This is a genomic window from Bacillus sp. FSL K6-0994 (genome assembly GCF_038630815.1).
GTDB lineage: Bacteria > Bacillota > Bacilli > Bacillales > Bacillaceae > Bacillus > Bacillus safensis.
In genome coordinates, this window is the sequence record NZ_CP152043.1 from 2419785 (window position 1) to 2444948 (window position 25164).

At 42.9% G+C, this 25164-nt stretch carries 20 protein-coding genes and 1 other annotated feature; of the genes, 2 read left to right on the forward strand and 18 right to left on the reverse strand.

Annotated elements, in window-relative coordinates:
* Positions 1-64: 64 nt before the first annotated feature.
* Positions 65-2707, reverse strand: coding sequence for a valine--tRNA ligase (locus MHB69_RS12525; RefSeq protein WP_342495615.1), 2643 nt, complete (start codon positions 2705-2707; stop codon positions 65-67).
* 59 nt (positions 2708-2766) lie between these two features.
* Positions 2767-2996: a binding site (T-box leader), on the reverse strand.
* A 168-nt stretch (positions 2997-3164) separates the two neighbouring features.
* Between MHB69_RS12525 and MHB69_RS12530 the strand changes: the two genes are divergently transcribed.
* Complete coding sequence (locus MHB69_RS12530; protein ID WP_003216497.1) at positions 3165-3353, forward strand: hypothetical protein; 189 nt, start codon at positions 3165-3167, stop codon at positions 3351-3353.
* 51 nt (positions 3354-3404) lie between these two features.
* Here the strand turns inward: MHB69_RS12530 and ysxE are convergent, their stop codons facing one another.
* From ysxE to hemA, 8 genes are all read right to left on the reverse strand, one after another.
* Positions 3405-4436, reverse strand: a complete 1032-nt coding sequence (gene ysxE, locus MHB69_RS12535; protein ID WP_034279820.1) for a spore coat protein YsxE — start codon at positions 4434-4436, stop codon at positions 3405-3407.
* A gap of 37 nt (positions 4437-4473) precedes the next feature.
* Entirely contained in the window at positions 4474-5793 is a 1320-nt protein-coding gene (locus tag MHB69_RS12540; RefSeq protein WP_342495616.1) for a LysM peptidoglycan-binding domain-containing protein, read from the reverse strand.
* Between the two features lie 136 nt (positions 5794-5929).
* The gene (gene hemL, locus MHB69_RS12545; RefSeq protein ID WP_342495617.1) at positions 5930-7222 is read right to left on the reverse strand and encodes a glutamate-1-semialdehyde 2,1-aminomutase; all 1293 of its coding nucleotides are present in this window, start codon (positions 7220-7222) and stop codon (positions 5930-5932) included.
* A 27-nt stretch (positions 7223-7249) separates the two neighbouring features.
* The gene (gene hemB / locus MHB69_RS12550) at positions 7250-8218 is read right to left on the reverse strand and encodes a porphobilinogen synthase (protein WP_029706177.1); all 969 of its coding nucleotides are present in this window, start codon (positions 8216-8218) and stop codon (positions 7250-7252) included.
* The gene (locus tag MHB69_RS12555; protein ID WP_342495618.1) at positions 8218-9009 is read right to left on the reverse strand and encodes a uroporphyrinogen-III synthase; all 792 of its coding nucleotides are present in this window, start codon (positions 9007-9009) and stop codon (positions 8218-8220) included. Before MHB69_RS12555 ends, hemB begins: the two co-directional genes overlap by 1 nt.
* On the reverse strand, positions 9006-9938 hold the full coding sequence (hemC, locus tag MHB69_RS12560) for a hydroxymethylbilane synthase (RefSeq protein ID WP_024423173.1): 933 nt from the start codon (positions 9936-9938) through the stop codon (positions 9006-9008). The genes MHB69_RS12555 and hemC overlap by 4 nt, the downstream gene beginning before the upstream one ends.
* Positions 9939-9975: 37 nt before the next feature.
* Entirely contained in the window at positions 9976-10806 is an 831-nt protein-coding gene (locus tag MHB69_RS12565) for a cytochrome c biogenesis protein (protein ID WP_024423174.1), read from the reverse strand.
* 7 nt (positions 10807-10813) lie between these two features.
* Complete coding sequence (gene hemA, locus MHB69_RS12570; RefSeq protein ID WP_034279810.1) at positions 10814-12181, reverse strand: glutamyl-tRNA reductase; 1368 nt, start codon at positions 12179-12181, stop codon at positions 10814-10816.
* A gap of 242 nt (positions 12182-12423) precedes the next feature.
* On the opposite strand from hemA, the gene MHB69_RS12575 reads away from it, so the two are divergent.
* Positions 12424-12909, forward strand: a complete 486-nt coding sequence (locus MHB69_RS12575) for a hypothetical protein (protein ID WP_342495619.1) — start codon at positions 12424-12426, stop codon at positions 12907-12909.
* A gap of 42 nt (positions 12910-12951) precedes the next feature.
* On the opposite strand, the gene yihA is transcribed toward MHB69_RS12575, so the two are convergent.
* The 9 genes from yihA to leuB all read right to left on the reverse strand — a co-directional run bounded on the left by yihA (position 12952) and on the right by leuB (position 25162).
* Positions 12952-13539 (reverse strand): ribosome biogenesis GTP-binding protein YihA/YsxC, encoded by a 588-nt coding sequence (gene yihA, locus MHB69_RS12580; protein WP_024423177.1) that lies wholly within the window; start codon positions 13537-13539, stop codon positions 12952-12954.
* Complete coding sequence (gene lon, locus MHB69_RS12585) at positions 13536-15860, reverse strand: endopeptidase La (protein ID WP_034279805.1); 2325 nt, start codon at positions 15858-15860, stop codon at positions 13536-13538. Before lon ends, yihA begins: the two co-directional genes overlap by 4 nt.
* Before the next feature lie 171 nt (positions 15861-16031).
* Complete coding sequence (gene lonB / locus MHB69_RS12590) at positions 16032-17693, reverse strand: ATP-dependent protease LonB (protein ID WP_024423179.1); 1662 nt, start codon at positions 17691-17693, stop codon at positions 16032-16034.
* A gap of 137 nt (positions 17694-17830) precedes the next feature.
* Positions 17831-19096, reverse strand: coding sequence for an ATP-dependent protease ATP-binding subunit ClpX (gene clpX, locus MHB69_RS12595; protein ID WP_024423180.1), 1266 nt, complete (start codon positions 19094-19096; stop codon positions 17831-17833).
* Between the two features lie 251 nt (positions 19097-19347).
* Positions 19348-20622, reverse strand: coding sequence for a trigger factor (gene tig, locus MHB69_RS12600; protein ID WP_034279803.1), 1275 nt, complete (start codon positions 20620-20622; stop codon positions 19348-19350).
* Between the two features lie 240 nt (positions 20623-20862).
* A complete protein-coding gene (gene ddcA, locus MHB69_RS12605) occupies positions 20863-21870 on the reverse strand; it encodes a DNA damage checkpoint antagonist DdcA (protein WP_034279801.1) in 1008 nt (335 codons plus the stop codon).
* A gap of 125 nt (positions 21871-21995) precedes the next feature.
* Positions 21996-22595: a 3-isopropylmalate dehydratase small subunit gene (gene leuD, locus MHB69_RS12610; RefSeq protein ID WP_024423183.1), complete on the reverse strand. Its 600-nt coding sequence runs from the start codon at positions 22593-22595 to the stop codon at positions 21996-21998.
* A gap of 13 nt (positions 22596-22608) precedes the next feature.
* Positions 22609-24024, reverse strand: a complete 1416-nt coding sequence (gene leuC / locus MHB69_RS12615; RefSeq protein WP_025092482.1) for a 3-isopropylmalate dehydratase large subunit — start codon at positions 24022-24024, stop codon at positions 22609-22611.
* 40 nt (positions 24025-24064) lie between these two features.
* A complete protein-coding gene (gene leuB / locus MHB69_RS12620; RefSeq protein WP_034279795.1) occupies positions 24065-25162 on the reverse strand; it encodes a 3-isopropylmalate dehydrogenase in 1098 nt (365 codons plus the stop codon).
* Positions 25163-25164: the final 2 nt, after the last annotated feature.

Consider the following 25164-nt stretch of genomic DNA (forward strand, 5'->3'; position numbering starts at 1 on the left):
TCTCATTTCATACGAAATTTTCAAAAAAGACGACTCCATTTCATTAGGAGCCGTCTTTTCAACCTTATGCTTTCAGCTCTTCAATACGCTTTTGAACAGCTTCGCGTTTTGCGACATAATCACGTTCTTTCGCACGCTCTTCTTCTACGACACTTTCAGGCGCTTTTTTCATAAAGCCTTCGTTGCCAAGCTTTTTCTGTACTCGTTCCACTTCTTTTGTCAGCTTATCAAGCTCTTTTTGCAGACGTGCAATTTCTTCATCCAAGTTGATTAAGCCTTCAAGCGGCAGAATGAGTTCTGCTCCAGAAATAACAGCCGTCATCGCTTTATCACTAGCTGGAACGTCTGTGCCAATTTCAAGAACACTCGGGTTCGTGAAGCGCTCAATATATGAACGATTTTTCTCTAAACGTTCCTGAACATCAGACGTAGATGCTTTAATGTAAAGCTCAACTTGTTTGCTCATTGGCGTGTTCATTTCACTGCGAATGTTACGAACAGAACGAATGAGTTCAACAAGCAGCTTCATATCAGCAGAAGCTTGTTCGTTGGAAAGCTCTGGCTTCACTTCAGGCCATGCCGCTACAGTAATGGACTCACCTTCATGCGGCAGATGCTGCCAGATTTCTTCTGTTAAGAACGGCATAAACGGATGTAGAAGCCTCATCGTTTGATCTAATACATACGCAAGGATCGAACGAGTCGTTTTCTTCGCCGCTTCGTCTTCACCATAAAGCGGAAGTTTCGCCATTTCAATGTACCAATCACAGAAATCATCCCAAATGAAGTTGTATAAATGTCTGCCCACTTCACCGAATTCATACTTGTCAGCAAGCTGTGTGACACTTTCAATCGTTTCATTTAAGCGTGTTAAAATCCATTGATCAGCAACTGATTTTTCCCCTGATAAATCAAGCTCATCATACGTTAAACCATCCATATTCATTAAAGCAAAACGGGATGCGTTCCAAATTTTGTTCGCAAAGTTCCAAGTGGATTCAACCTTTTCAAAGCTAAAACGAAGATCCTGACCTGGTGAGCTTCCAGTCGCTAAGAAATATCTTAATGAATCCGCACCGTATTTGTCGATGACCTCCATTGGATCAATTCCGTTGCCAAGCGACTTACTCATTTTACGTCCTTGTTCGTCGCGGATGAGCCCATGAATGAGGACATCTTTAAACGGTTTTTCTCCTGTGAATTCAAGACCTTGGAAGATCATGCGGGATACCCAGAAGAAAATGATGTCATAGCCTGTTACAAGCAGATTGGTTGGGTAGTAGCGCTTGAAGTCTTCACTGTCTGCATCCGGCCAGCCCATTGTAGAAAACGGCCACAGCGCTGAACTAAACCATGTATCAAGTACATCGTTATCCTGTTCCCAGTTCTCAATATCCTCTGGTGCTTCAAGTCCAACGTATACTTCTTTCGTTTCTTTATGATACCAAGCCGGAATGCGGTGTCCCCACCATAGCTGACGAGAAATACACCAGTCACGGATATTTTCCATCCAATGTAAATATGTCTTTTCAAATCGATCTGGAACAAATTGAACTTGGTCGTCTCCTTTTTGCAGATGAATGGCTTCGTCTGCCAGCGGCTGCATTTTCACAAACCATTGTGTCGATAAATACGGTTCAACGACAGCTCCACTTCGCTCACTATGACCAACTGAATGCATGTGGTCCTCGATTTTGAACAAAATGCCTTCCTCTTGTAAATCCTTCACAAGCTGTTTGCGGCATTCGAAGCGGTCCATCCCTTTATATTTCAGTGCATTCGCATTCATTGTGCCATCTTCATTCATGACAAGAATACGCTCTAACCCATGGCGGTTTCCAAGCTCAAAGTCATTCGGGTCATGAGCAGGTGTAATTTTCACAGCACCTGAACCAAACTCCATATCGACATAGTCATCACCGACGATTGGGATTTCACGGCCTGTAATTGGTAAAACCACTGTTTTTCCAATCAAATGCTGATAGCGTTCGTCATCAGGGTGTACGGCTACGGCTGTATCCCCCAGCATAGTTTCAGGTCTTGTTGTCGCAATTTCAATTGAACCTGTTCCATCTGAAAGCGGATATCTCAAGTGATAAAACGCACCTTGAACATCCTTATAAATCACTTCAATATCAGAAAGTGCCGTTTTCGTTGCTGGATCCCAGTTAATGATGTACTCTCCGCGATAAATAAGCCCTTTTTCATACAATTGAACAAACACTTGGCGAACGGCTTTATTCAGACCTTCATCTAAAGTAAAACGTTCACGGGAGTAATCGAGGCCAAGGCCCATTTTCGCCCACTGGCTGCGAATAAAATCTGCATATTCTTCTTTCCACTTCCACGTTTCTTCTACAAATTTCTCCCGGCCAAGGTCATACCGGCTTACGCCTTCTTCGCGAAGCTTTGCCTCGACTTTTGCTTGAGTTGCAATACCGGCATGGTCCATACCTGGAAGCCAAAGAACGTCATAGCCCTGCATCCGTTTCATACGTGTCACGATGTCTTGTAGTGTAGAATCCCATGCATGCCCAAGATGCAGTTTTCCTGTCACGTTTGGTGGAGGAATGACGACTGTATATGGATCTTTCGTTTTGTCATTTTGTGCTTCGAAGAATTTCCCTTCAAGCCAGTACGTATAGCGGTCTTTTTCAATCGCATTTGGATCGTACTTTGTTGGCATTTCTTGATTATTTGTTCCCATTTGTGTAACCTCCACATTTTTTCGGCTGATGAAACATAAAAAAAGCCTTTCCATCCTTATAAAAGGACGAAAAAGCTTTTTCGCGGTACCACCTTTTTTCACGAGACACATATACGTGTCCCATACACTCTAAAGGATAACGGGGTTCTCCCGAATTTCTCTACTTGTTCATTCAAGAAATTAAGCTCACAGGCGACCTTCCAAACAAGTACATCCTAGGAAACCTTTCAGCTCTTGGTTTCCCTCTCTTTAGGGTCTTGCTCGTACTCTTCCTGATCCACGCTTACGATATATCACGTTCATCAGCACATACTCATCTTTTATTAATATTACTAAATGCCTTTTGTTTTCGTCAATCATCTTTTCCGCTTTTCTTCTTCTTTATACAAATTGGGCAGGCACCCTTCGCCCTTTTGCCCATATGATAATAACAAAATGAAGAAGGAGGGCGTTTGATTTGAAGAAGATCAATCCTTACACACTTCCCCCCTGGTTGAGACAAATTCGGGCAGTTGCTTCCCAAGTCGTTCTCCCGATTGCTATATTTCAAGGATTTCGTACGATCATTTTCCCTACGACATTTGACGTCCTCATTCTAGGTATTCTTATTTTTCTCGCCTGTGCCTTTCACCTTGATTGGTTTTAAAAACTTATCATTATGTACCTGCCCATATAAAGCCAGCGCAGCATAACCTCGTCATTCCGCCGATGACGAGGCACTTTGTTCTTCTTCAAGCCGTCTAGCCTGCTCAATCTCGTGAATCTTCATGACAGTCGGCTCTGAATTTTTCATCTGCCAATACGCTCTTAACAGCTGCTGGCAGCTTTCCATTTCATCCTGCCCGCCTGCTTCATAGGCTTTTACTGTATCAAACAGACCTTGCGGATAAGCGAGGTAGCTTAGGAATAAATGCAGTTCTTCCTCCCGAAGTGGGTTTCCTTTTTGATACGTATAAAACAAGGAAGTGCATTCAGGACAAGACGTGGGATAGGTTTTGAATGTCCGAAAGTAAAAGGTCAGAAGATCATAAATGGGGGCGGCTTTTTTAGACCGCTCAAAATTGGTGAAATGTCCTGTCCCTACATCATTATACAAAAAGTGATGGATCGATAGCTGTCCATGATTTAGCACAACACGCGTTGTCTCTTTGTCTGTCATTTCTTCATGCCAATCTTCTAAACGTTCAAGCGCAAATTCACTGGCAGACATCGCCTCTGAAAAATACATAGCAGCGGCCAGCTCAAATGGCGACATATACCACGTTTGTTCTGCCCGCTCTATGAATCGTTCATACATGTCTTTCTCTGTTTCCCATTTGGTCTTGATTTGTGTGTAATGTGCTTCTATCTCTTGCGCTGTGATATCCATCATGACTTCAGTCCGCTTATGAAGTCTTGCAATCTCTTGAAATAAATATTCATGCTTATCGTCCTGCTCTTCTCTCTTTTCATTCGTCAGCCACGGCATCAAATAGTATGCATACCGGCTTTCCCGATGACTTGAGAAAAAGGAACCGCTCTTCGTCCGATAAATCGGCACAAAGGAGCGATAGCCCTTTGATTCCAGTTCAAGCATTTGTTCTGTAAATTGCATATGCCGGCTGGCTTTTACTCGTTTCAGAGCAAATACACCCTGCTTAGTATAGACCTTGATGACAGCAGGACTGACAGGTTCAATATATTCAGCCTCAAGCCCGTATTCGTATAAGACAGATTGGATTTCATCCACGTTCACTCACCACATTTTCTCGGTCAGTCATCGCTTGCTATGCATTGCTTTTTTGATATTCAGGAATATAAAGAATCTGCCCTTCCTCAAGCTCCGCATCCATCGATAATGAGTTTGTGCGAAGAAGCTGCTGCACATTCAACTGATATCTCTCACAAATACGATCGACCGTATCTTCTTGCTGCACTATACATATTTTCATGCGGGAAAAATCTTCCTCCTCCTGCTTAGCGAACAGCTTTGTTAAATAAAGAGAGTTCTCACTGCCAGACGTTTCTCTCACGTCTTCTTCAAGCTCCTCTTCTTCTTGAGCTGACTCATATATTTTAGGTGCTTCCCGTTCATATAAGCGCCCGAGCTGATATTCATCATCGTGCGCCTCATGCTCAGGTTCCACTTGATCAGCAGGTGTTTCAAAAGCCGGATACGACTGTACCGTTTCTTCCTGCTCTTCAGCAGCTTCCGGATCCTTTCTCACTTCCACTTCAAAGAACGGATCTTCTCGGTCCTCTTCTTCTAAAAGCTTTGGCGGTTCAAAAAATGGCGGTTCCTGCACCTGAGCTTCAGGAATAGATCGATAGCCAGACGCCGCCGCTTCTTCTTGGTTATTAGGCTGTTCCGGCTCTTCTTGTTCTTCCGTTTCTTCGGGCGTTTCTTCGGGCGTTTCCGCCACTTCCCTCACCAGCTCTATCTTAATTTCTTCTTCCTCTTCTTGTTCTTCTTGTTCTTCCTGCACTTCCTGTTCCTCTTGCTCCGCGCGCGTGTCATGTTGGAATACAGGCTGATTCTCATCATGCTCACGTTCTTCGCTTTGCAGCTCTTCTTGTTCTTCTTGTTCCGGCTGCAACTGATAATCGTAGGCCATATCGCCATAATCCTCTTCAGGACGATGGACAAATTCATATGGCTCCTCTACAGGCGCTTCAGGCGTTTCCTCGTCTAACAAGCCCTCAATGGCTAAATCAGCCTGAATGGTGAGCAAACGATTCTCTGTCAGCTGGTAATCAAACGCATCAATAAACACAAACACATCATTTAAATGACTAATTTTGTTCTTCGGAATGGTGATATCGACTGGAAATTGATGCAGAAGCTCCGCCGTTCCGTCTTCTCTGACCTTTACCTCATCTGCTTCCCTGTATGTTGGAAAGGAACTCAATTCACCCAATAGCTCCTCTTGATTTATGTTGTATTCTCCTGTTAGCTCGAGTGAACCTCTAATGGAAACATAATCATTCACTTCTTGAACGAGAATGTCAGGGTCGAGAGAAATTGACAGCAGCTCACTGACTTCCTGTCCGCTTTTGAAATAAATGGATTCTTCTACCGAAAACTGTAATCGATTGTTTTGAGACAAGTCGGTGTCCTCCTTTCATCTAATCCTTAAAAAATAAAATTAGATGTCAATACAGTTGTATGAGGGAAGAAGTGAAAATATGATTGGTTTTCTCCAATGCAAAAAAGCCGATATGTCTCCATATCGGCCTTTTGTTTTATCGACGTAGTTTTTGAAAAACCTTTTCCACTGTCTCAATTGTATATTCGATGTCTTCATCTGTATGAGCTGTTGACAGGAATAGTCCTTCAAATTGAGAAGGCGGGAGGAAAATGCCGTGATCGGCCATTTCCTTGTAAAATTCAGCGAATAAAGCAAGATCAGCTGTTTTCGCTTTGTCATAATTGATCACTTCTTCATTTGTAAAGAAGAATCCGATCATGGAACCCGCACGGTTAAACGTTAATGGAATTCCGTATGCTTTTGCCGCTTTCGAAATGCCTTCTTCTAAACGGTCACCTTTTCGTTTAAATTCTTCATAAGACTCAGGTGTCAACTGTTTTAGAGTTTCTAAGCCTGCTGTCATCGCAAGAGGGTTACCAGATAACGTTCCTGCTTGATAAATTGGACCACTTGGCGCAATTTGTCTCATAATATCCGCTCTTCCGCCATAAGCACCGACCGGAAGACCGCCTCCAATCACTTTACCAAGGCACGTCAGATCAGGTGTGATGCCAAAATAGCCTTGCGCGCAGTGATAATCCACACGGAAGCCTGTCATGACCTCATCAAAAATAAGTAATGATCCATATTGCTCCGTGATGTCTCTCAGCCCTTGCAAGAAACCTTCTTGCGGAGGGACAACCCCCATATTTCCTGCAACCGGTTCTACAATGACACCCGCGATATCGTCTCCAAATTCTTGAAAAGCAACTTGAATGCTTTCTAAATCATTGTACGGTACTGTGATTGTGTTGCTTGCAGTCCCTTCAGGAACACCAGGACTATCCGGCAGTCCAAGCGTCGCCACTCCAGAACCCGCTTTGATGAGCAAAGAATCACCGTGGCCATGATAGCAGCCTTCAAATTTCACAATTTTATTTCTGCCTGTAAAACCGCGAGCTAGACGAAGTGCACTCATCGTCGCCTCTGTACCAGAGCTGACCATACGAATAACTTCGATGGAAGGAACCCGTTCTGATACAAGCTTAGCTAATTCATTTTCAACTAACGTAGAAGCACCGAAGCTTGTCCCATTTTCCGCTACTCGCTGAATGCTTTTAACGACACGGTCATTTGTATGTCCTAAAATAAGCGGTCCCCATGATAAGACATAATCGATGTATTCATTCCCATCAATATCATAGATCTTGGCACCTTTGCCTCGTTCCATAAAAATCGGGTCTGTGTTGACTGATTTAAATGCACGTACAGGGCTGTTGACACCACCAGGCATTAAATGCTGTGCTTCTTCAAATGCTTGCTTTGATTTTTCATAGCTATGTCCCATTTCAACGTCCTCCTGTCTATCCGTTCTTTATTCTGAGAGCCATTTTGCTGCATCTTTTGCATGATACGTAATGATGAGTTCTGCTCCTGCACGTTTCATGCTTGTCAGCATTTCAAGAACAAGCTCTTTTTCAGAAATCCAGCCATTTTGAGCAGCGGCTTTCACCATCGCATACTCTCCGCTCACATTGTAAGCAACAACAGGGAGTGTAAATTCATTTTTCACATCACGCATAATGTCTAAGTAAGAAAGAGATGGTTTGACAATCAAGAAGTCAGCTCCCTCTTCTACATCAGATTGCGCTTCTCTTAGAGCCTCTAAACGGTTTGCAGGGTCCATTTGATATGTTTTACGATCTCCAAACTGCGGTGTACTATGTGCCGCATCACGGAACGGACCGTAAAAAGCACTTGCATATTTCACCGCATATGACATGACAGGTACATGAATAAAGCCTGCTTCATCAAGTGCCTCACGAATAGCAACAACAAATCCGTCCATCATATTTGAAGGCGCGATGATATCTGCACCTGCACGCGCTTGGCTGACAGCAGTTTTCGCTAATAGCTGAAGAGATTCATCATTTAAAATTTCTCCATCTTCAACGATTCCGCAATGTCCGTGATCTGTATATTGGCATAAGCAAGTGTCTGCAATGACCACGAGCTCTGGGAAATGCTTTTTGATCTCAAGCGTTGCCCTTTGAACAATGCCATGATCGTGATACGCCTCACTGCCTACATGATCTTTATGATCCGGCACACCAAATACAATGATCGATTTGATGCCAAGATCAACAAGCTCTTGAACTTCTTCTTTCACAAGGTCTACAGAAATGTGATATACACCCGGCATTGAAGAGACTTCTTTTCGTACATTTTCTCCCTCTACAAAAAAGATCGGGTAAATGAAATCAGATGGTCTTAAAAAGGTTTCTCTGACTAATTCTCTCATTCCTGCGCTTGTCCGCAATCTGCGGTGTCTGTTAAATTTCATCAATGGTTCAACTTCCTTTCAGATAAACGGCACATTAAATCTAGCATTCCGTCTATCGTATAAGTATCTGGGGTTTCAGAAGAAATCCCGTATTGAAGCAGTGCCTCTTTTGTCAGAGGACCGATCGTCACAAAACAGGTGTCAGATGCAGCCAGCATCGCTGCGTCTGGTTCCATCACATGCATAAAAGAATGAACAGTGGATGAGCTCGTAAATGTAATAAAATCAAATGATTGCTTTGTCATTGCTGATTTGAGAGCAGCAATTCCTTCCTCATCCTTGACTGTTTCATATAAAATCCATTCTTTTACCTCTATGCCGAGCGGAATGAAGGTCTCTTTCACCACATCTCGTGACAGATGCCCTTTTGCTACAAACACACGCTCTCCTGGGCGTACATGATCAAGTAATGCATCTGCCAGCTCTTCCGCTATAAATCGTTCTGGCACCACATCCACCTTCAAGCCGTGCTGCTCAAGATAGGCAGAGGTTTTCTCTCCTACAGCAGCCACTTTCAAATGGGTTAAGCTCTTATGTAAATGATGGTCTTTTATGTAATTCAGAAAAAAAGACGCACCATTCACACTCGTGAAAACAAGCCAATGGCTATTTTGTAAGTCCTTTAAAAAGGCCTGCGCTTTTTCTTTTGTGAGCGTAGCCTCAAACCGAATAAGAGAGGTTAAAACCGCATGGCCGTTCAGCGCTTCGATCTTTTGCTGAAACACGCCCGCTTGACGTTCATTTCGAGTGACAAGCACCGTCTGTCCGTGAAGCGATTTGCCTATGCTCATTGAGACAGATCCTTTTTCACCTTGTCGATCAAATCCTTTGCTCCCTTATCGGCCATCTGCTTCGCACACGCTGTTCCAATGGCTTCAGGGTCAGTGCCTGTGACGGTTTCTCGAATAATCGTGTGCCCATCAGCAGATGCAACAAGACCTGTTAGTTCAATTTCATTATGCTCATTCATCGTTGCATAGCCGGCGATCGGCACCTGACAGCTTCCATCCATTTGTTTGAGGAAGGCTCTTTCTGCGAGGACCGTTTTCTTCGTATATTCATTCGTAAATTGGGCGAGAAGCTTAAGTAGCTCTTCATCATCCCCGCGGCACTCAATCGACAGCGCGCCTTGTCCAACGGCAGGAAGGCACGTCTCAGGAGATAAGAATTCCGACACGACCTCTTTGCTCCATCCCATTCTGGACAGACCGGCAGCCGCTAGAATAATGGCATCATACTCTTCATTTTTCAGCTTTTCCAATCTCGTATCAATGTTTCCTCGAATCCATTTAATCTCAAGATCTGGTCTCTCCTGAAGAAGCTGGGCGCTGCGCCGTAAGCTGCTCGTTCCCACAATTGCGCCCTTAGGCAGTTCGCTAAGACTCAGATGATCCTTCGAAATAAGTGCATCCCGCACATCTTCACGCTCAGGAATACAGCCAATCACTAAACCTTCCGGAAGAGCAGCCGGCATATCTTTCATGCTGTGCACCGCCATATCGATGTCATGATTCAGCATCGCCTGCTCGATCTCTTTAACAAACAGTCCTTTTCCGCCAACCTTAGATAAGGTCACATCTAAAATTTGATCACCCTTTGTCACAATTTCTTTTATTTCAAAAGAATAAGAAGGGTTTAGTTCAGACAGCTTTTGAATGACCCATTTTGTTTGTGTAATTGCCAGCTTACTTCGTCTAGAACCTACTTTAATTGTACGCAATACGTCTTCCTCCCGACAATGCCTTTAAGACTCATCATTATTGAAACCAATGAAAGGTTGATAAGCTACCAAGCAGAAAATAATTAATCATCAGCACAAGAAATGAAGCGACATTCCATAGTGCCACGATTTTGCCCTGCATATTTCTCACCAATCTGATATATAAGTAAAAGCCGTATAAAAACAGCATAATAAACGAACCAAGCACCTTTGCATCTGTCCAGTACAACGTATCATACGAAATATATGCCCAAATGATGCCAAGAATTAAACTAAGCAAGAGCATTGGCACACCAATAATGTTTAATACGTACGCCATATGATCGAGCTTTGATAAGTCTTCAATTCTCAGAAGCCATTTTCCCCATTTTTTCTTTTTCAGTAAACGATATTGAAAGAGATAAAGCAGTGAAAACGCAAATGAAAGTGAAAAGGCACCGTAGGATAAAATCGCCATCGTAATATGAATCACGAGCAGTTCACTCGTGAGCTTCCCCGTTAGTTCTGCTGAATGGAGGTCAGATGGTGTAAAGGTGTGAATCGCCATCATGGAAAAACCGATCACATTTGTAAAAAAGACAATAAATTCAACGCGCAATACCTTTGTGAGGACAAGAGAAAGTGTCACAAGCACCCACGTATAAAAATATAACCCCTCTGCTACATTCAACACAGGGAATCGGTCTGTTTCCATCATAATATAGAACATGTAGACTGTTTGCAGCAGCCAGACAATAGAAAGCAACCAGAAAGCCATTTTTCCAGCCTTCCGGTTGTGTTGAAGAAAATCTATGAAATAGAACAAGACACTTAGTGCATAGATTAAGATCGTTGCTTCATTGAGTCTCGCTACAATGGATTCCATCATCGCTTAATCACTCACTGGCAACTGTAGCAAAGCCTTGTGCCATATTTGGTTTGAACAGCTGAAATGATCCTTGCTCCACCTGCGCAGATTCGACCTTTTGCTCTTCATCTTCAACCTGTAAATCAAAGATTTCTTTAAAGAGTAAAAGCTTTTCCTCTGCATTCGGCTCCGCGGCAATTTCTTTTGCCTTTAAGATAGGATCTTTCAGCATTTGGTTGATGATGCTTTTCGTATGTTTATTTAACAGCTTCATTTCACGGTTTGTGAGGTTTGGAAGCTTCCGCTCAATACTCTGCATCGTATCGGCTTGAATTGTGAGTGCCTTTTCTCTAAGTGCAGAAATGACCGGAACAACACCTAACGTATTCAGCCATTGCTTAAATTCCACAATTTCTGCTTCAATCAGGAGCTCGACCTGCTCAGCTACTGCACGGCGCTCTTTTAAGTTGGCAGCCACGATGCCTTCAAGGTCATCAATGTCATACAAAAAAGCACCTTCTACTTCAGAAATGGCTGGATCTAAATCACGTGGTACAGCTATATCTACCATAAATAGAGGTCTGCCCTTCCGCTTTTTATTCGCACTTTCGACCATTTCTTTTGTAATGACAAATTGTTTCGCACCCGTTGAGCTGATTAAAATGTCTGCTTCGGATAATGTTTTTTCTAATTGGTTTAAGCTCTTAGGCTCTCCTGAAAAACGACCGGCCAATTCCTTTGCCTTCTCAAACGTTCGATTGATGACCGTTACTTGGCCGATTCCTTGACCTTGAAGGTTTTGAGCCGCCAGTTCGCCCATTTTGCCCGCACCAAGAATCAGGACATGCTTATCAGAAAGACGTCCAAAGATTTTTTTGGCAAGCTCAACAGCTGCATAGCTGACAGATACGGCATTAGACGCAATATCTGTTTCAGCATGAGAGCGTTTTGCAACGGTTACCGCCTGTTTAAATAAATAATTGAAAACGGTACCAATGGTCTTCTCCTCTTGAGCTACTTTAAAGCTGGAGCGTACTTGACCGAGTATTTGCGTTTCACCAATGACCATGGAATCAAGTCCACAGGCCACACGGAATAAATGCTCAACCGCTCCATCGTTTTCATAGAACTTCAAATAAGGAGAGACATCTTCCTTTTCTAAACCGAACCAATCGGCTAAAAATCTTTTTATATAAAACCGTCCAGTATGAAGCTGATCTACTACTGCGTAGATCTCTGTTCGATTACATGTTGAGATGACGATATTCTCTAGAATGCTTTTTTCTTCTTTAAGCTTGGACATCGCTGTTCCGAGCTCACTCGGTTCAAAGCTCAGCTGTTCCCGTATCTCAACAGGGGCTGTTTTATAATCTAAACCCACAACAAGAATATGCATAACTTCAGCTTGCACCCCCAACGCCCTGTCTAATTTATAATAATTACAATATAGAATTTATTATTTATAATGATTATAACATATATTCATTTTTAACTGGATAAAAATTGTGAACAGATTTCAAAAATGTTGTGATATAGTAGAAAAATGTTCGACACTGTTTATGCCATATCATCACTTCAAGCAATTTACCAGATTTGGCGCGTGCGGACAAATGATCTGCTTAAAAGAAGGTGACATCTTTGAAGAAGAAATCCATTTTGCTGCCGCTTACTTTACTGGCTGTAGCGCTATATGCCATTCTCTCAGGAGGTCAATTTGACATTTGGAAGGATCAAGAGAAATGGTATACACTTGTACTGCTTTTTGGTCTCGCTTTTTTATATCAAGGAAAGAAGGAGCAAGAAAGCGCTCATGTGTTTATCGGTATGCTTATGACAGGCCTTTCGCTACACTTTATTCTTCAGCCTAAATTGGACCACTGGCCAGACACATTTACAATGATTGTGTTCATCGTAGGACTTGCACTCTTTGTGAAATCATCTCAGAAAAAAGAATATCGTATTGAAAGTGTTTTGCTGATCGCACTCGGTCTGTTCCTTTATTTCTTTCAGCAAATTACAAAACAGCTAAGTTCCCTTTCGATTCCTACTTCTGGCTTTGAATTGTACTGGCCTTATGTACTGATTGCTGTCAGTCTCCTCTTATTATTTTTAAAAAGGAAATAACTTATACAATAAAAAAGCATCTGCTCATGGCAGATGCTTTTTTTAGCCGTTTACTTTCGCAAGGATCGCATTCCAGGCTTCGTCTTTTCCCTTTTTTGTTTCAGAAGAGAATAAGATGAGTTCATCTGATGGGTCAATGTCGAGCGTCTGTTTGACGACTTTCGCATGTTTTTCCCATTTGCCTTTTGGAATTTTATCCGCTTTTGTTGCGATGACGATCACGGGAACTCCGTAATATTTAAGGAATTCATACATGTTCACATCGTCTACTGATGGCTTATGGCGCAGATCCACAATTTGGACAACTGCTTTTAATTCTTCACGCATTGTAATATACGTTTCGATCATTCTCCCCCAGGCTTCGCGCTCTGTTTTTGATACTTTGGCAAAGCCGTAGCCCGGAACGTCCACAAAATGGAGCATATCATTAATAATGTAGAAATTAAGCGTCTGTGTCTTACCTGGTTTAGAAGACGTACGCGCTAAATTTTTACGATTAATCAATGAGTTGATGAACGAGGACTTTCCAACATTTGATCGTCCAGCAAGCGCGATTTCAGGCAGCCCGCCGCTCGGGTACTGCTCTGGTTTCACCGCACTAATGACGATATCTGATTTTGTTACTTTCATCTTCCCTCTCCTACCAACGCTTTCTCAAGCACCTCATCTAAATGTGAGACCGGAATAAAGGTTAGTCCTTCTCTCACACTTTCAGGAATATCATCAATATCCTTCTCATTGTCCTTTGGAAGAATAATGGTTTTCAATCCTGCACGATGTGCGCCTAATGCTTTTTCTTTTAGTCCGCCAATCGGAAGCACTCTTCCTCTTAACGTTATCTCTCCTGTCATACCAACCTCTTTTGACACAGGACGTCCTGTGAGTGCTGATACAAGAGCCGTCGCAATGGTGATACCAGCTGATGGCCCGTCCTTTGGAACCGCACCCTCTGGAACATGGATATGAATATCGTGCTTTTCATTAAAATTAGGATCAATGTTCAGTTCATCTGCTTTGGATCGAATATAACTGAATGCCGCCTGTGCAGATTCTCTCATGACATCACCTAGCTTACCTGTTAACAAGAGCTTGCCTTTACCAGGCGAAAGTGATACCTCAATTGATAAAGTATCTCCGCCAACAGTCGTATACGCAAGTCCTGTGACAACCCCCACTTGGTCTGTCGTTTCAGCCTGACCATAACGGTAAAGTCTTTTTCCGAGAAATTCAGATAAGTTCTTTTCCGTCACTGTGATGCGTTTGCGGTCTTCAGCCACAATCGCTTTTGCCGCTTTCCGGCAAATGGCCGCAAGCTGACGCTCTAATCCACGAACACCCGCTTCTCTTGTGTAATAGCGAATCGTATCATAAATCGCGGCTTCACGAAGCTGCAAGTTCCCTTTCTTTAATCCGTGCTCCTTTAGCTGCTTCGGCAGAAGATGGTCTTTCACAATCTCTGCTTTTTCAACCTCTGTATACCCTGCAATCGTGATAATCTCCATTCTATCACGAAGTGGACCTGGAATGGTTGCTAAATTGTTGGCAGTGGCAATAAATAACACCTGCGATAAATCAAATGTCTCTTCAATATAGTGATCGCTAAAGTTGTGATTTTGCTCAGGGTCCAGCACTTCAAGCATCGCAGAAGACGGATCACCTCTAAAATCAGAGGACATCTTATCGATTTCATCTAAAAGAAACACTGGATTCATAGTGCCTGCCTTACTCATCCCGCGAATGATACGGCCTGGCATCGCCCCTACATATGTTCTTCTATGTCCACGAATCTCAGATTCATCACGCACACCGCCAAGAGAGATACGGATAAACTTTCGGTCAAGTGATTTAGCAATCGATTTGGCAAGTGACGTTTTCCCTACCCCAGGAGGTCCTGCTAAGCAAAGAATCGGTCCTTTTAATGAATTGGTCAGCTTCTGTACAGCAAGGTATTCAAGCACACGTTCTTTGACTTTCTCCAGCCCATGATGCTCATCATCTAAAATTTCACTTGCAAGCTTTAAATCTAGACGATCTTCTGTATAGATGCCCCATGGGAGATTGATCAGCCAATCAATATAATTTCGAATGACAGAGCTCTCCGCAGAGCTTGAAGGAATTTTTTCGTAACGGTTCAATTCTTTTAACGCCGTTTCACGAACAGAATCCGGCATGCTGGACTCTTCAATTTTAGACATTAATGAACTGACTTCGCCTGTTTTTCCTTCCTTGTCTCCAAGCTCCTTTTGAATGGCTTTCATTTGTTCACGCAAATAATATTCTTTTTGCGTTCGTTCCATTGAACGTTTGACGCGCTGTCCAATTTTCTTTTCAATTTCCAGCACTTCTTTTTCATTGTGGATTAAGCTGATGACGCGATTCAGACGTTTTTTGACATCCACTGTTTCCAGCACTTCTTGCTTGTCCTTTAACTTGAGCGGCAGGTGAGAAGCGACGATATCTGCCATTCTCCCCGGTTCTTCAATATCCGTCACCGTTGCATATGTTTCAGCTGAGATTTTTTTTGAAATTTTTATGTACTGATCAAAGTGATCTAACAAAGTGCGCATGAGTGCTTCTGCTTCTGCGTCTTTTAATTCTTCTTCTGCCAATTCTTTAATATCGACGGACGTATAGTCCTCAAGCTCCACGTATGATTCGATCTGCGCTCGATTTAAGCCTTCAACGAGTACACGAATCGTTCCATTCGGCAGCTTCAGCATTTGTTTGATTTTTGTGTAGGTGCCGACTTTGAAAATTTCCTCTTCACCTGGTTCATCTATTGAAATTTCCCGCTGTGTTGCTAGAAAAATCATATGATCGTTCATCATCGCCTGTTCTAAAGCTTGAACAGACTTCTCGCGTCCAACGTCCAAATGCAAGACCATTGTTGGATAAACAAGCAAGCCTCGCAGTGGAAGGAGCGGAACATTCTTTTTGATTTCATCTGCCATGTTGATTGACACCTCCGTCACTAGTATGAATCATTATAATATACCTGTTTCAGTCTTGTACAATGTAAAAGACTTGAGAAATGATGATCTTACCGTAGTATACCCTTTCTTTTTATCTTGAAAAAGAAAAAAAGATCTATTTCACTAAAAAATCCCCATATGTGATGGGGATTAAACAGATTTTCTTTTCATTTCCTCTTCTAGTCCATCTTTCTTCTCGTCTGGCGGGTTGACCAAACACTGATCCAGCACCTCTTGGAAGTGCTTCACAGGCACAATGGTGACCCCTTCAATCTCTTTTAAGATCGACTGCTGGTTGTCATAAGGAATAATCACGGTTGTGGCACCAGCCTGTTTCGCCGCCTTAATCTTCGGTATCACACCGCCGATCGGTTTCACCTGACCCTGCAATCCAATTTCACCTGTCATCGCTGTCAGATGATCAATCGGGATTTGATGAATGGCAGAGAAAATCGCCGCCGCCATGGCAATCCCAGCAGACGGTCCATCAATAGGGGCACCGCCTGGAAAATTAATATGGATGTCATATTCATTTGTCCGTATGCCCAAGTTTCTCAGCACTGTTAATACATTTTCAACTGATCCTTTTGCCATACTTTTTCGTCGAATAGATTTAGACTGACTGCCAATGCTTTCTTCTTCTGCAATGCCTGTAATGTTGATACTTCCTTTTTCGAGTGCCTTACATATATTCACTTCAATCTCGAGCAAGGCTCCGCTGTTTGGTCCGTAGACAGCCAGACCATTCACTACACCGACTTTTGGCTTTTCCGGTACTTTTTGTTCATATCTTGGTGTCAGCTGGCTTGAGTGAATGACCCACTCGACATCGGCGATCGTGATGTCTTTTCGGTTTTCTGTGACGGCCATTCCAGCAGCGATCTGCACCATATTGACTGCTTCACGGCCATTTTTCACATAAGAGGTTAACAGGTTCAGCCCTTCATCACATAATTCCTTTTGGATTTTCTGGACAGCCTTAGCAGCGACAATTTTCAGTTCATGCTGGTCAAGGTCCTTAAAGAAAATTTCCAAACACCTCGATCGAATCGCTGGTGGAATTTCTTCTGGTGTTCTTGTCGTGGCACCTATCAATCGAAAATCAGCCGGAAGTCCATTTTGAAAAATGTCATGAATGTGATTCGGAATTTGAGTGTTCTCCTCACTGTAGTAAGCACTGTCTAAAAATACTTTCCGATCTTCAAGGACTTTCAGCATTTTGTTCATTTGAATCGGATGCAGTTCGCCAATTTCATCGATAAACAGAACCCCGCCATGAGCATGCGTAACGGCTCCTTGTTTTGGCTGCGGTATGCCGGCCTGTCCCATCGCTCCTGCCCCTTGGTAAATCGGGTCATGCACGGAACCAATGAGTGGGTCTGCGATACCTCGTTCATCGAATCTTGCGGTTGTGGCATCGAGCTCTACAAATACCGCATCTTTCTTAAACGGTGAATCAGCATGACGTTTCGCTTCTTCCATGACTAGACGGGCAGCGGCTGTTTTACCAACACCCGGGGGTCCGTAGACAATGACATGCTGAGGATTCGGTCCGCACAGCGCTGCTTTTAGAGCACGAATGCCGTCTTCCTGCCCTACAATATCTTGAAATCCCTTTGGCCGGACTCTCTCTGATAAAGGCTCACTCAGCTTGATTGACCGCATCTTTCTGAGTGCTTCCATTTCTTTTTTTGATTCTTTGTCTATCGTCACCTTTTGTGTGCGCTGATTACGCAGTAAGTTCCAAAAGTACAGCCCGATGACGATACCAAAGAACAGCTGTATAAATAATACGATTCCTGTCCAGCTCAATCGGTGCTCCCTCCTTCATCTATCGTATGTATTGGTTTCTGTCTGCTAGTATTTCCTAGAGCTGGACGGAATAAACACGTCTTCTGCGATAAATAAAAAACTCCTGAATCAAAATGATTCAGGAGTGATAACTTCTCTTATGCAGATGTTTTTGTATCTTTATTGACGACTGTGCCATCCTTTAGCACAAGACGCGGCGGCTCACCATCAGCAACCGTTGCACCAGTGATGACACATTTTTCAATATCATCACGAGATGGAAGGTCAAACATGACATCAAGCATGATGCCTTCAATGATCGAGCGAAGACCACGAGCCCCTGTTTTACGCTCAATTGCTTTTTTCGCAATTTCGCTAAGAGCATCTTCTTCAAATTCAAGCTCTACATCGTCAAGCTCAAGCATTTTTGTATATTGCTTAACAAGCGCATTTTTAGGCTTCGTCAAGATTTCTACAAGTGCTTTTTCATCTAACGGCTCTAGGCTTGCAATAACCGGCAGGCGGCCGATGAATTCTGGAATTAAACCGAAGCGAAGCAAGTCTTCTGGCAGTACTTTTGATAGAAGGACTTCTTTTTCAAGATCTTCGACTTTATTTTCCGCACCGAATCCAATTACTTTTTGACCTAAGCGGCGTTTGATGATTTGCTCAATCCCGTCAAAGGCTCCTCCACAAATGAAGAGGATATTCGTCGTATCAATTTGAATGAATTCTTGATGCGGGTGCTTACGTCCACCTTGAGGCGGTACACTAGCGACTGTTCCTTCAAGAATTTTCAAAAGGGCTTGCTGGACGCCTTCCCCAGATACATCGCGAGTGATAGAAGGGTTTTCTGATTTTCTTGCTACTTTATCGATCTCATCGATGTAGATAATGCCTTTTTCCGCTTTTTCTACATCATAATCCGCTGCCTGGATCAGCTTTAGTAAAATATTCTCTACGTCTTCACCAACATAACCTGCTTCAGTTAATGATGTAGCATCTGCGATCGCAAATGGAACATTTAAAATACGTGCAAGTGTTTGAGCAAGTAATGTTTTACCGCTTCCTGTTGGTCCAATCATAGAAATATTACTTTTCGAAAGCTCAACATCATCAATCTTGCTGTTTGAATTGATCCGTTTGTAGTGGTTATACACCGCTACAGCTAAGGATTTTTTCGCATTGTCTTGTCCGATGACATATTCATCAAGAATCTCCCGAATTTCATGAGGCTTCGGAACATCCTTGAATTCAACTTCTTCCTCTGTGCCGAGCTCTTCTTCAACTATTTCCGTGCAAAGCTCGATACATTCATCACATATATATACGCCAGGTCCTGCGACCAGTTTACGCACTTGATCTTGCGTTTTTCCGCAAAACGAGCATTTTAATTGACCTTTTTCCTCGTTGAATTTAAACATTCTTTCACCCCTTATTCTTCTTCACTTGCCTGTAGCTAACAGTCAGCTACCTTTCTGGGTCCAGTATGTATGCATTTTACCATACTTTCCTAAAAGACGGTAACGATGTGTTTCTAACACTGCACATTGAGATATGTATGACAGAAAGATGCGACTTACACTATCGTTTCCAAAAGAAGCGATGATAAGTCAAAAATTGTACAAAACAAGGCACGAGTCACTCGCGCCCTGTTTTATTATTATGCACCATATTAACGGTTTTCTACAAGAAAATCAATTGCTTTACGAACTTTTAGATCTTCTTTCATTGCTTCAGTAGATCCGATCGCTTGTTTGATATTTTCAATTGGCATGTTGTATGCTTCAGCCATTTTTGAAAGTTCTTCTTCCACTTCTTCGTCAGACACTTGTAAGTTTTCTGCAGCAGCAATTGCTTCAAGTGTTAGGTTAGATTTTACGCGTTTAGCAGCATCTTCTTTCATTTGCTCTTTCAGCGCATCTTCATCTTGTCCAGAGAATTGGAAGTAAAGCTCAAGGTTCATTCCTTGCATTTGAAGACGTTGTTCGAATTCTTTCATCATGCGGTCTAGCTCTGTGTCAACCATCGCTTGTGGGATGTCAACTTCCGCATTTTCAGAAGCTTTCGCAACTAGCTCTTCACGAAGTTTTCCTTCTGCTTCGTTTTCTTTTGCTTCTTCAAGACGTTTCTTCGTTTTTTCAGTTAATTCAGCAAGCGTTTCTACTTCTTCATCAACATCTTTAGCGAACTCATCGTCAAGTGCTGGAAGTTCTTTTGCTTTGATTTCATGAATTTTCACTTTGAATACAGCTGGTTTACCTGCAAGATCTTCAGCATGGTATTCTTCTGGGAATGTAACTTCTACGTCTTTTTCAGCGCCAGCTTCAAGACCAACTAATTGCTCTTCGAAACCAGGGATGAATGAACCAGAACCAACTTCAAGAGAGTAGTTCTCAGCTTTTCCGCCTTCGAATGCTTCTCCATCAACGAATCCTTCGAAATCAAGAACAACTGTATCGCCATTTTCGATTGCGCCTTCTTCTTTGACAACAAGCTCTGCTTGACGATTTTGCATACCTTTTAGCTCTTCTTGTACATCTTCATCAGTGACAGCTGTGTCGTCTTTTTCTACGTTAAGACCTTTGTAGTCACCAAGTTTTACTTCAGGCTTCACTGTTACTTTTGCAGTGAAGATTAAGCTTTCGCCTTTTTCGATTTTCTCAACATCGATTTCAGGGCGGTCAACTGGCTCGATACCAGCTTCGTCGATTGCTTTTGGATATTCAACTGGAAGAAGAATATCTAATGCATCTTGATAAAGAGATTCTACACCAAAACGCTGCTCGAAAAGACCACGTGGTACTTTCCCTTTACGGAATCCAGGGATCGATACTTGCTTAACCACTTTCTTAAATGCATCATCAAGTGCTTTGTTAAATGTTTCAGCGTCAACTTCTACAGTTAGAACGCCTTCGTTACCTTCTTGTTTTTCCCATTTTACTGACATGTGTGTTTCCCTCCAAAAATCTATTCAGATTGTGCGTTGCTCCATTCTAAAGCATCATAAAGACTTCGTCCAATCAAAAACCACGCACTCCGCTAAGAAGCTTGCATTATGTATACAACATTTGACTTGATTATACATATCGTCTTTCAACCGTTGGAATCTGACAACTGCACTATATATGCACAAATACAACCATTATATTATAACATAACAAGTCCGTCTTTCAACTAAATCGACAAATTACAAATAAGAAATTTCTTCAATATCTTTCAGCATTGTACAAGCTTCTCTCAGCTCTCGTTCGTTAAATTCATACAATAAATGCAATTCTTCGAGTTCAATCTCGATCCCATGCATTTCATAGCCGACTTTATGAAGTGCCGCTGCCCAAAGACTCGGATCTGTGTATTTAGGAAGAAATGGATACAGCACAAATAAGTGCCGGCGCCATAACTCTTCCACGCCTTGGTAAAGGGTCGGATTCTCATTGCCGAGCGTGTCATCGAGCATACGAAGGACTTGCTGGAGAAGCGGCATCTGCTCTGGCTTTACAGCCTCAGAAGGAATAAGGGTTAAAGAATCACCGAATTTCGTCACATGAACCGGCTTTGCCACATCATGATCTGCCAGAAGCTGCAGGATCATTGATTTGACCAAAGGGTTCCCATCAGGGTTTTGTAAGATGGTATTTAATAGACCCATGTGCGGTGTGATGTTCCGGTCTTTCAACGAATGGATAAACTGTACCTGTTCTTCCGGCCGCTTCAGCATGTCATCTATGTTGATCTCACTTCCGGCGTCCTCATCTTCATCTAGAATCTCTTCAGGTGATTCGATCATTTTTCTGCTAAATTCGAGCAGCTTGTAAAAATGCTCCGCGCTTTCTGCTGGAAGGTGGTTTTCCTCGAGCACAGCCTCAATCGTCTGTTTGACTTCTTCATATTCTTTCAGCTGAATGAGGATCGTCATATACACTTGTAGCACAGTGAAATAGTGACCATATCCTTCATGCAGCATTTTTTCACAAACACGCTTTGCATCCTGCAGCTCACCCAGCTCCAGAAAACAAATGGCCATTCCGAGGTGAATATCGGATTCTTCATCGTCATCATACGATTTTGCTTCTGAAAACAAGTGAAGCGCCTCTTGATACTGTTTATCTTTTAATGCTGCCATTCCTTTTTCAATCAGTCTTTCTTTCAGACCAGGAAACAAAATGACATTATCTTTCTTCTTGTCATGCTTCATGCTTACGTTCCTTTCGGGCGCATATTTTTTATCAGTTTACCAACGAAGATAAGTAAACACAAGTAACGAGAGGTTTTCATGCAAAAAAGAAGCCGTCACACCTCGGGCGGACAGCTTCTCGTTGCTTAAGCGCGCAGCCAGCTGCTGCGCTTTTCTTCAAATGCTTGAATGTCATCTTCTAATAGTAATGTTAATGAAATCTCATCATAACCATTTAGGAGCATTTCTCTCCAGTGAGGGTCGACTTGAAAAGGGGTGATATTCCCTTCGTGATCTTCTATCTGCTGTTTTTCAAGATCAACCGTCATCTCATACCCTTTGTTCTCATATGACGCAGCGAAGGTTTTCCACACATCATAATCAAGACGAATTGGAAGCATCCCGTTTTTAAAGCAGTTTTGATGAAATATATCTGCGAATGATGGTGCGATGACAATTTTAAAGCCATAATCATCAAGCGCCCAAGGAGCATGTTCCCTAGATGATCCGCAGCCAAAGTTTTCTCCTGCGATCAAAATGGATGCTCCTTCATAGATCGGCTGATTTAGTTCGAAATCTGGATTTGGGCTGCCATCGGCTAAATAACGCCAGTCGAAAAATGCAAAGCGGCCATATCCTGTTCGTTCGATTCTTTTTAAAAATTGCTTCGGAATAATTTGATCTGTATCTACATTGATACGGTTAAGCACAGCGGCTTTCCCTTTATGAGTGACTAAAGGCTCCATCTATGACAACTCCTTACACGACTGTTTTCTCTTGATTAAACTTCCTGACATCGACAAAGCGGCCATGTATCGCAGCCATTGCAGCCATTGCCGGGCTGACAAGATGCGTTCTCGCACCCTTCCCTTGACGCCCTTCAAAGTTACGGTTTGATGTGGACGCGCAGCGTTCACCCTCCGGTACCACATCGTTATTCATACTAAGGCACATACTGCAGCCTGATTCTCTCCATTCAAATCCTGCTTCAAGGAAGATTTCATGAAGACCTTCTTTTTCTGCTTGCAATTTGACACTTTGAGAGCCAGGCACCACAATCGCTCTGACATGATCTGCTACTTTTTGTCCTTCAATCATAGAAGCGGCTTGGCGTAAATCAGTCATTCTTGAGTTCGTACATGAGCCGATAAAGACATGCTCAATCGTAATATCTTCTATACGCTGATGCGGATGGACACCCATGTATTCATAAGCACGAATCGCTTCTTTTTGATCATCTTCTTGTGCAAAGTCCTCAGGTCCTGGGATCGATGCATCCACAGGGAGTACCATTCCTGGGTTAATTCCCCACGTAACCATTGGTGAAATCTGATTTCCATCTAATACAATGGTTTTATCGTAGGTTGCACCTGGATCTGTTCTAAGTTCTTCCCATTCTTTAATAGCTGCTTCGAAGTCTTCGCCCTGCGGTGCATATTTGCGGCCGCGGCAATATTCGAAGGTGACTTCATCAGGTGCAATCAATCCTGCTCTTGCGCCTGCTTCAATTGACATATTACAAACGGTCATCCGCTCATCCATCGTCATGTTTCTGAATACTTCCCCAGTGTATTCAATGACATAACCTGAGCCGAACTTCACGCCGTGCGCACCAATGACGGCTAAAATGACATCTTTGGCGGTTACCCCTTTTTGAAGCTTTCCGTCTACTCTAATTTCTAGCGTTTTCGGACGCTGCTGCCAAAGTGTTTGTGTAGAAAGTACATGTTCAACCTCACTAGTACCGATCCCAAAGGCAAGTGCACCAAATGCGCCGTGAGTTGATGTATGACTATCTCCACAAACGATTGTTTTCCCCGGAAGTGTCAATCCAAGCTCAGGTCCAACGACATGGACGATTCCTTGGTCAACACTGTGAAGGTCAGCAAGACGAACGCCAAATTCCGCACAGTTGCGCTCTAAGGCACTCACTTGCTTTTTAGCAATCTCATCTTTGATCACAAATCGATTCACAGTTGGGATGTTGTGATCCATCGTCGCAAACGTGTTTTGAGGTCTTCTCACCTTGCGCCCTTTTTGTCTTAATCCTTCAAATGCTTGAGGTGATGTCACTTCATGCACCAAGTGCAGATCAATATATAAAAGGTCTGGTTTTCCCTCGCCGCTTTTGACTACATGCTGATCCCATATTTTTTCGATGATTGTTCGAGGCATAACCCTTTTCCTCCCTCTACCTAATTCCACAAGATTCTATTTACACAATGGTTTGCACGCGCTGCTTGAGTGCGTCTACAACCGCATTAGTGATTTCTTCAGTCGTTTGATAAGTTCCCTCTTTTGCTGCTAAATCTTTTGTTCGTTTGCCAGAGGCAAGAACAGCTTCGACAGCTTCTTCTATTGCAGCCGCTTCTTCTTCTAATGCAAAGGAAGTTCTAAGCAAGCTTGCTGCTGATAAAATGGTTGCCAGAGGATTTGCAACGTTTTGCCCCGCAATATCGGGTGCTGAACCATGAATTGGCTCATATAAATGAAGACCTGTGCTTGATAAACTAGCAGATGGCAGCATGCCGAGTGATCCAGTAATCATCGAAGCTTCGTCACTTAAAATATCGCCGAACATATTCTCTGTCACAATGACATCAAATTGAGCGGGCTTGTAAATCAGCTGCATGGCAGCATTGTCGACGAGCATATGCTCAAATTCAACTTCTGGATATTGAGCAGCAACTTCTTCTACCGCATCCCGCCATAGTTTACTAGAAGCAAGAACATTCGCTTTATCTACAGACGTCACTTTTTTCCGTCTCGTTAACGCCATATCGAACGCTTCTTTTAATACGCGGACAATTTCTTCCTTTGTATAAAGGAGCGTATCAACGGCAGCTTCTTTTCCTTCATCATCCGTATAGCGTTCGCTTGGTTCACCAAAATAGAGACCGCCTGTTAATTCACGAACGATGACGAAATCGACTCCGTTAATGTGATCCTGTTTTAACGGAGATGCCCCGCTTAAACTATCGAACACCTTTACAGGGCGGATGTTTGCAAATAAGTCCAGCTGTTTACGAATGGCGAGCAGGCCTTTTTCTGGACGAAGCTCTGGCGGGTTTTGATCCCACTTTGGTCCGCCGACTGCTCCTAATAAAATCGCATCAGCGTTTTTGCATACATCTACTGTTTCCTTTGGAAGCGGGTTATTTTTTTCATCTATTGCGATACCGCCAATTAGCGCAGTTTCAAATTCGAATTCGTGTCTAAATTGAGCCGCTGTCTCTTGAAGGACTGCGACTGCAGATGTCACGACTTCCGGTCCGATTCCATCGCCGGGCAAAAGTGCAATTTTCTTTTTCATGA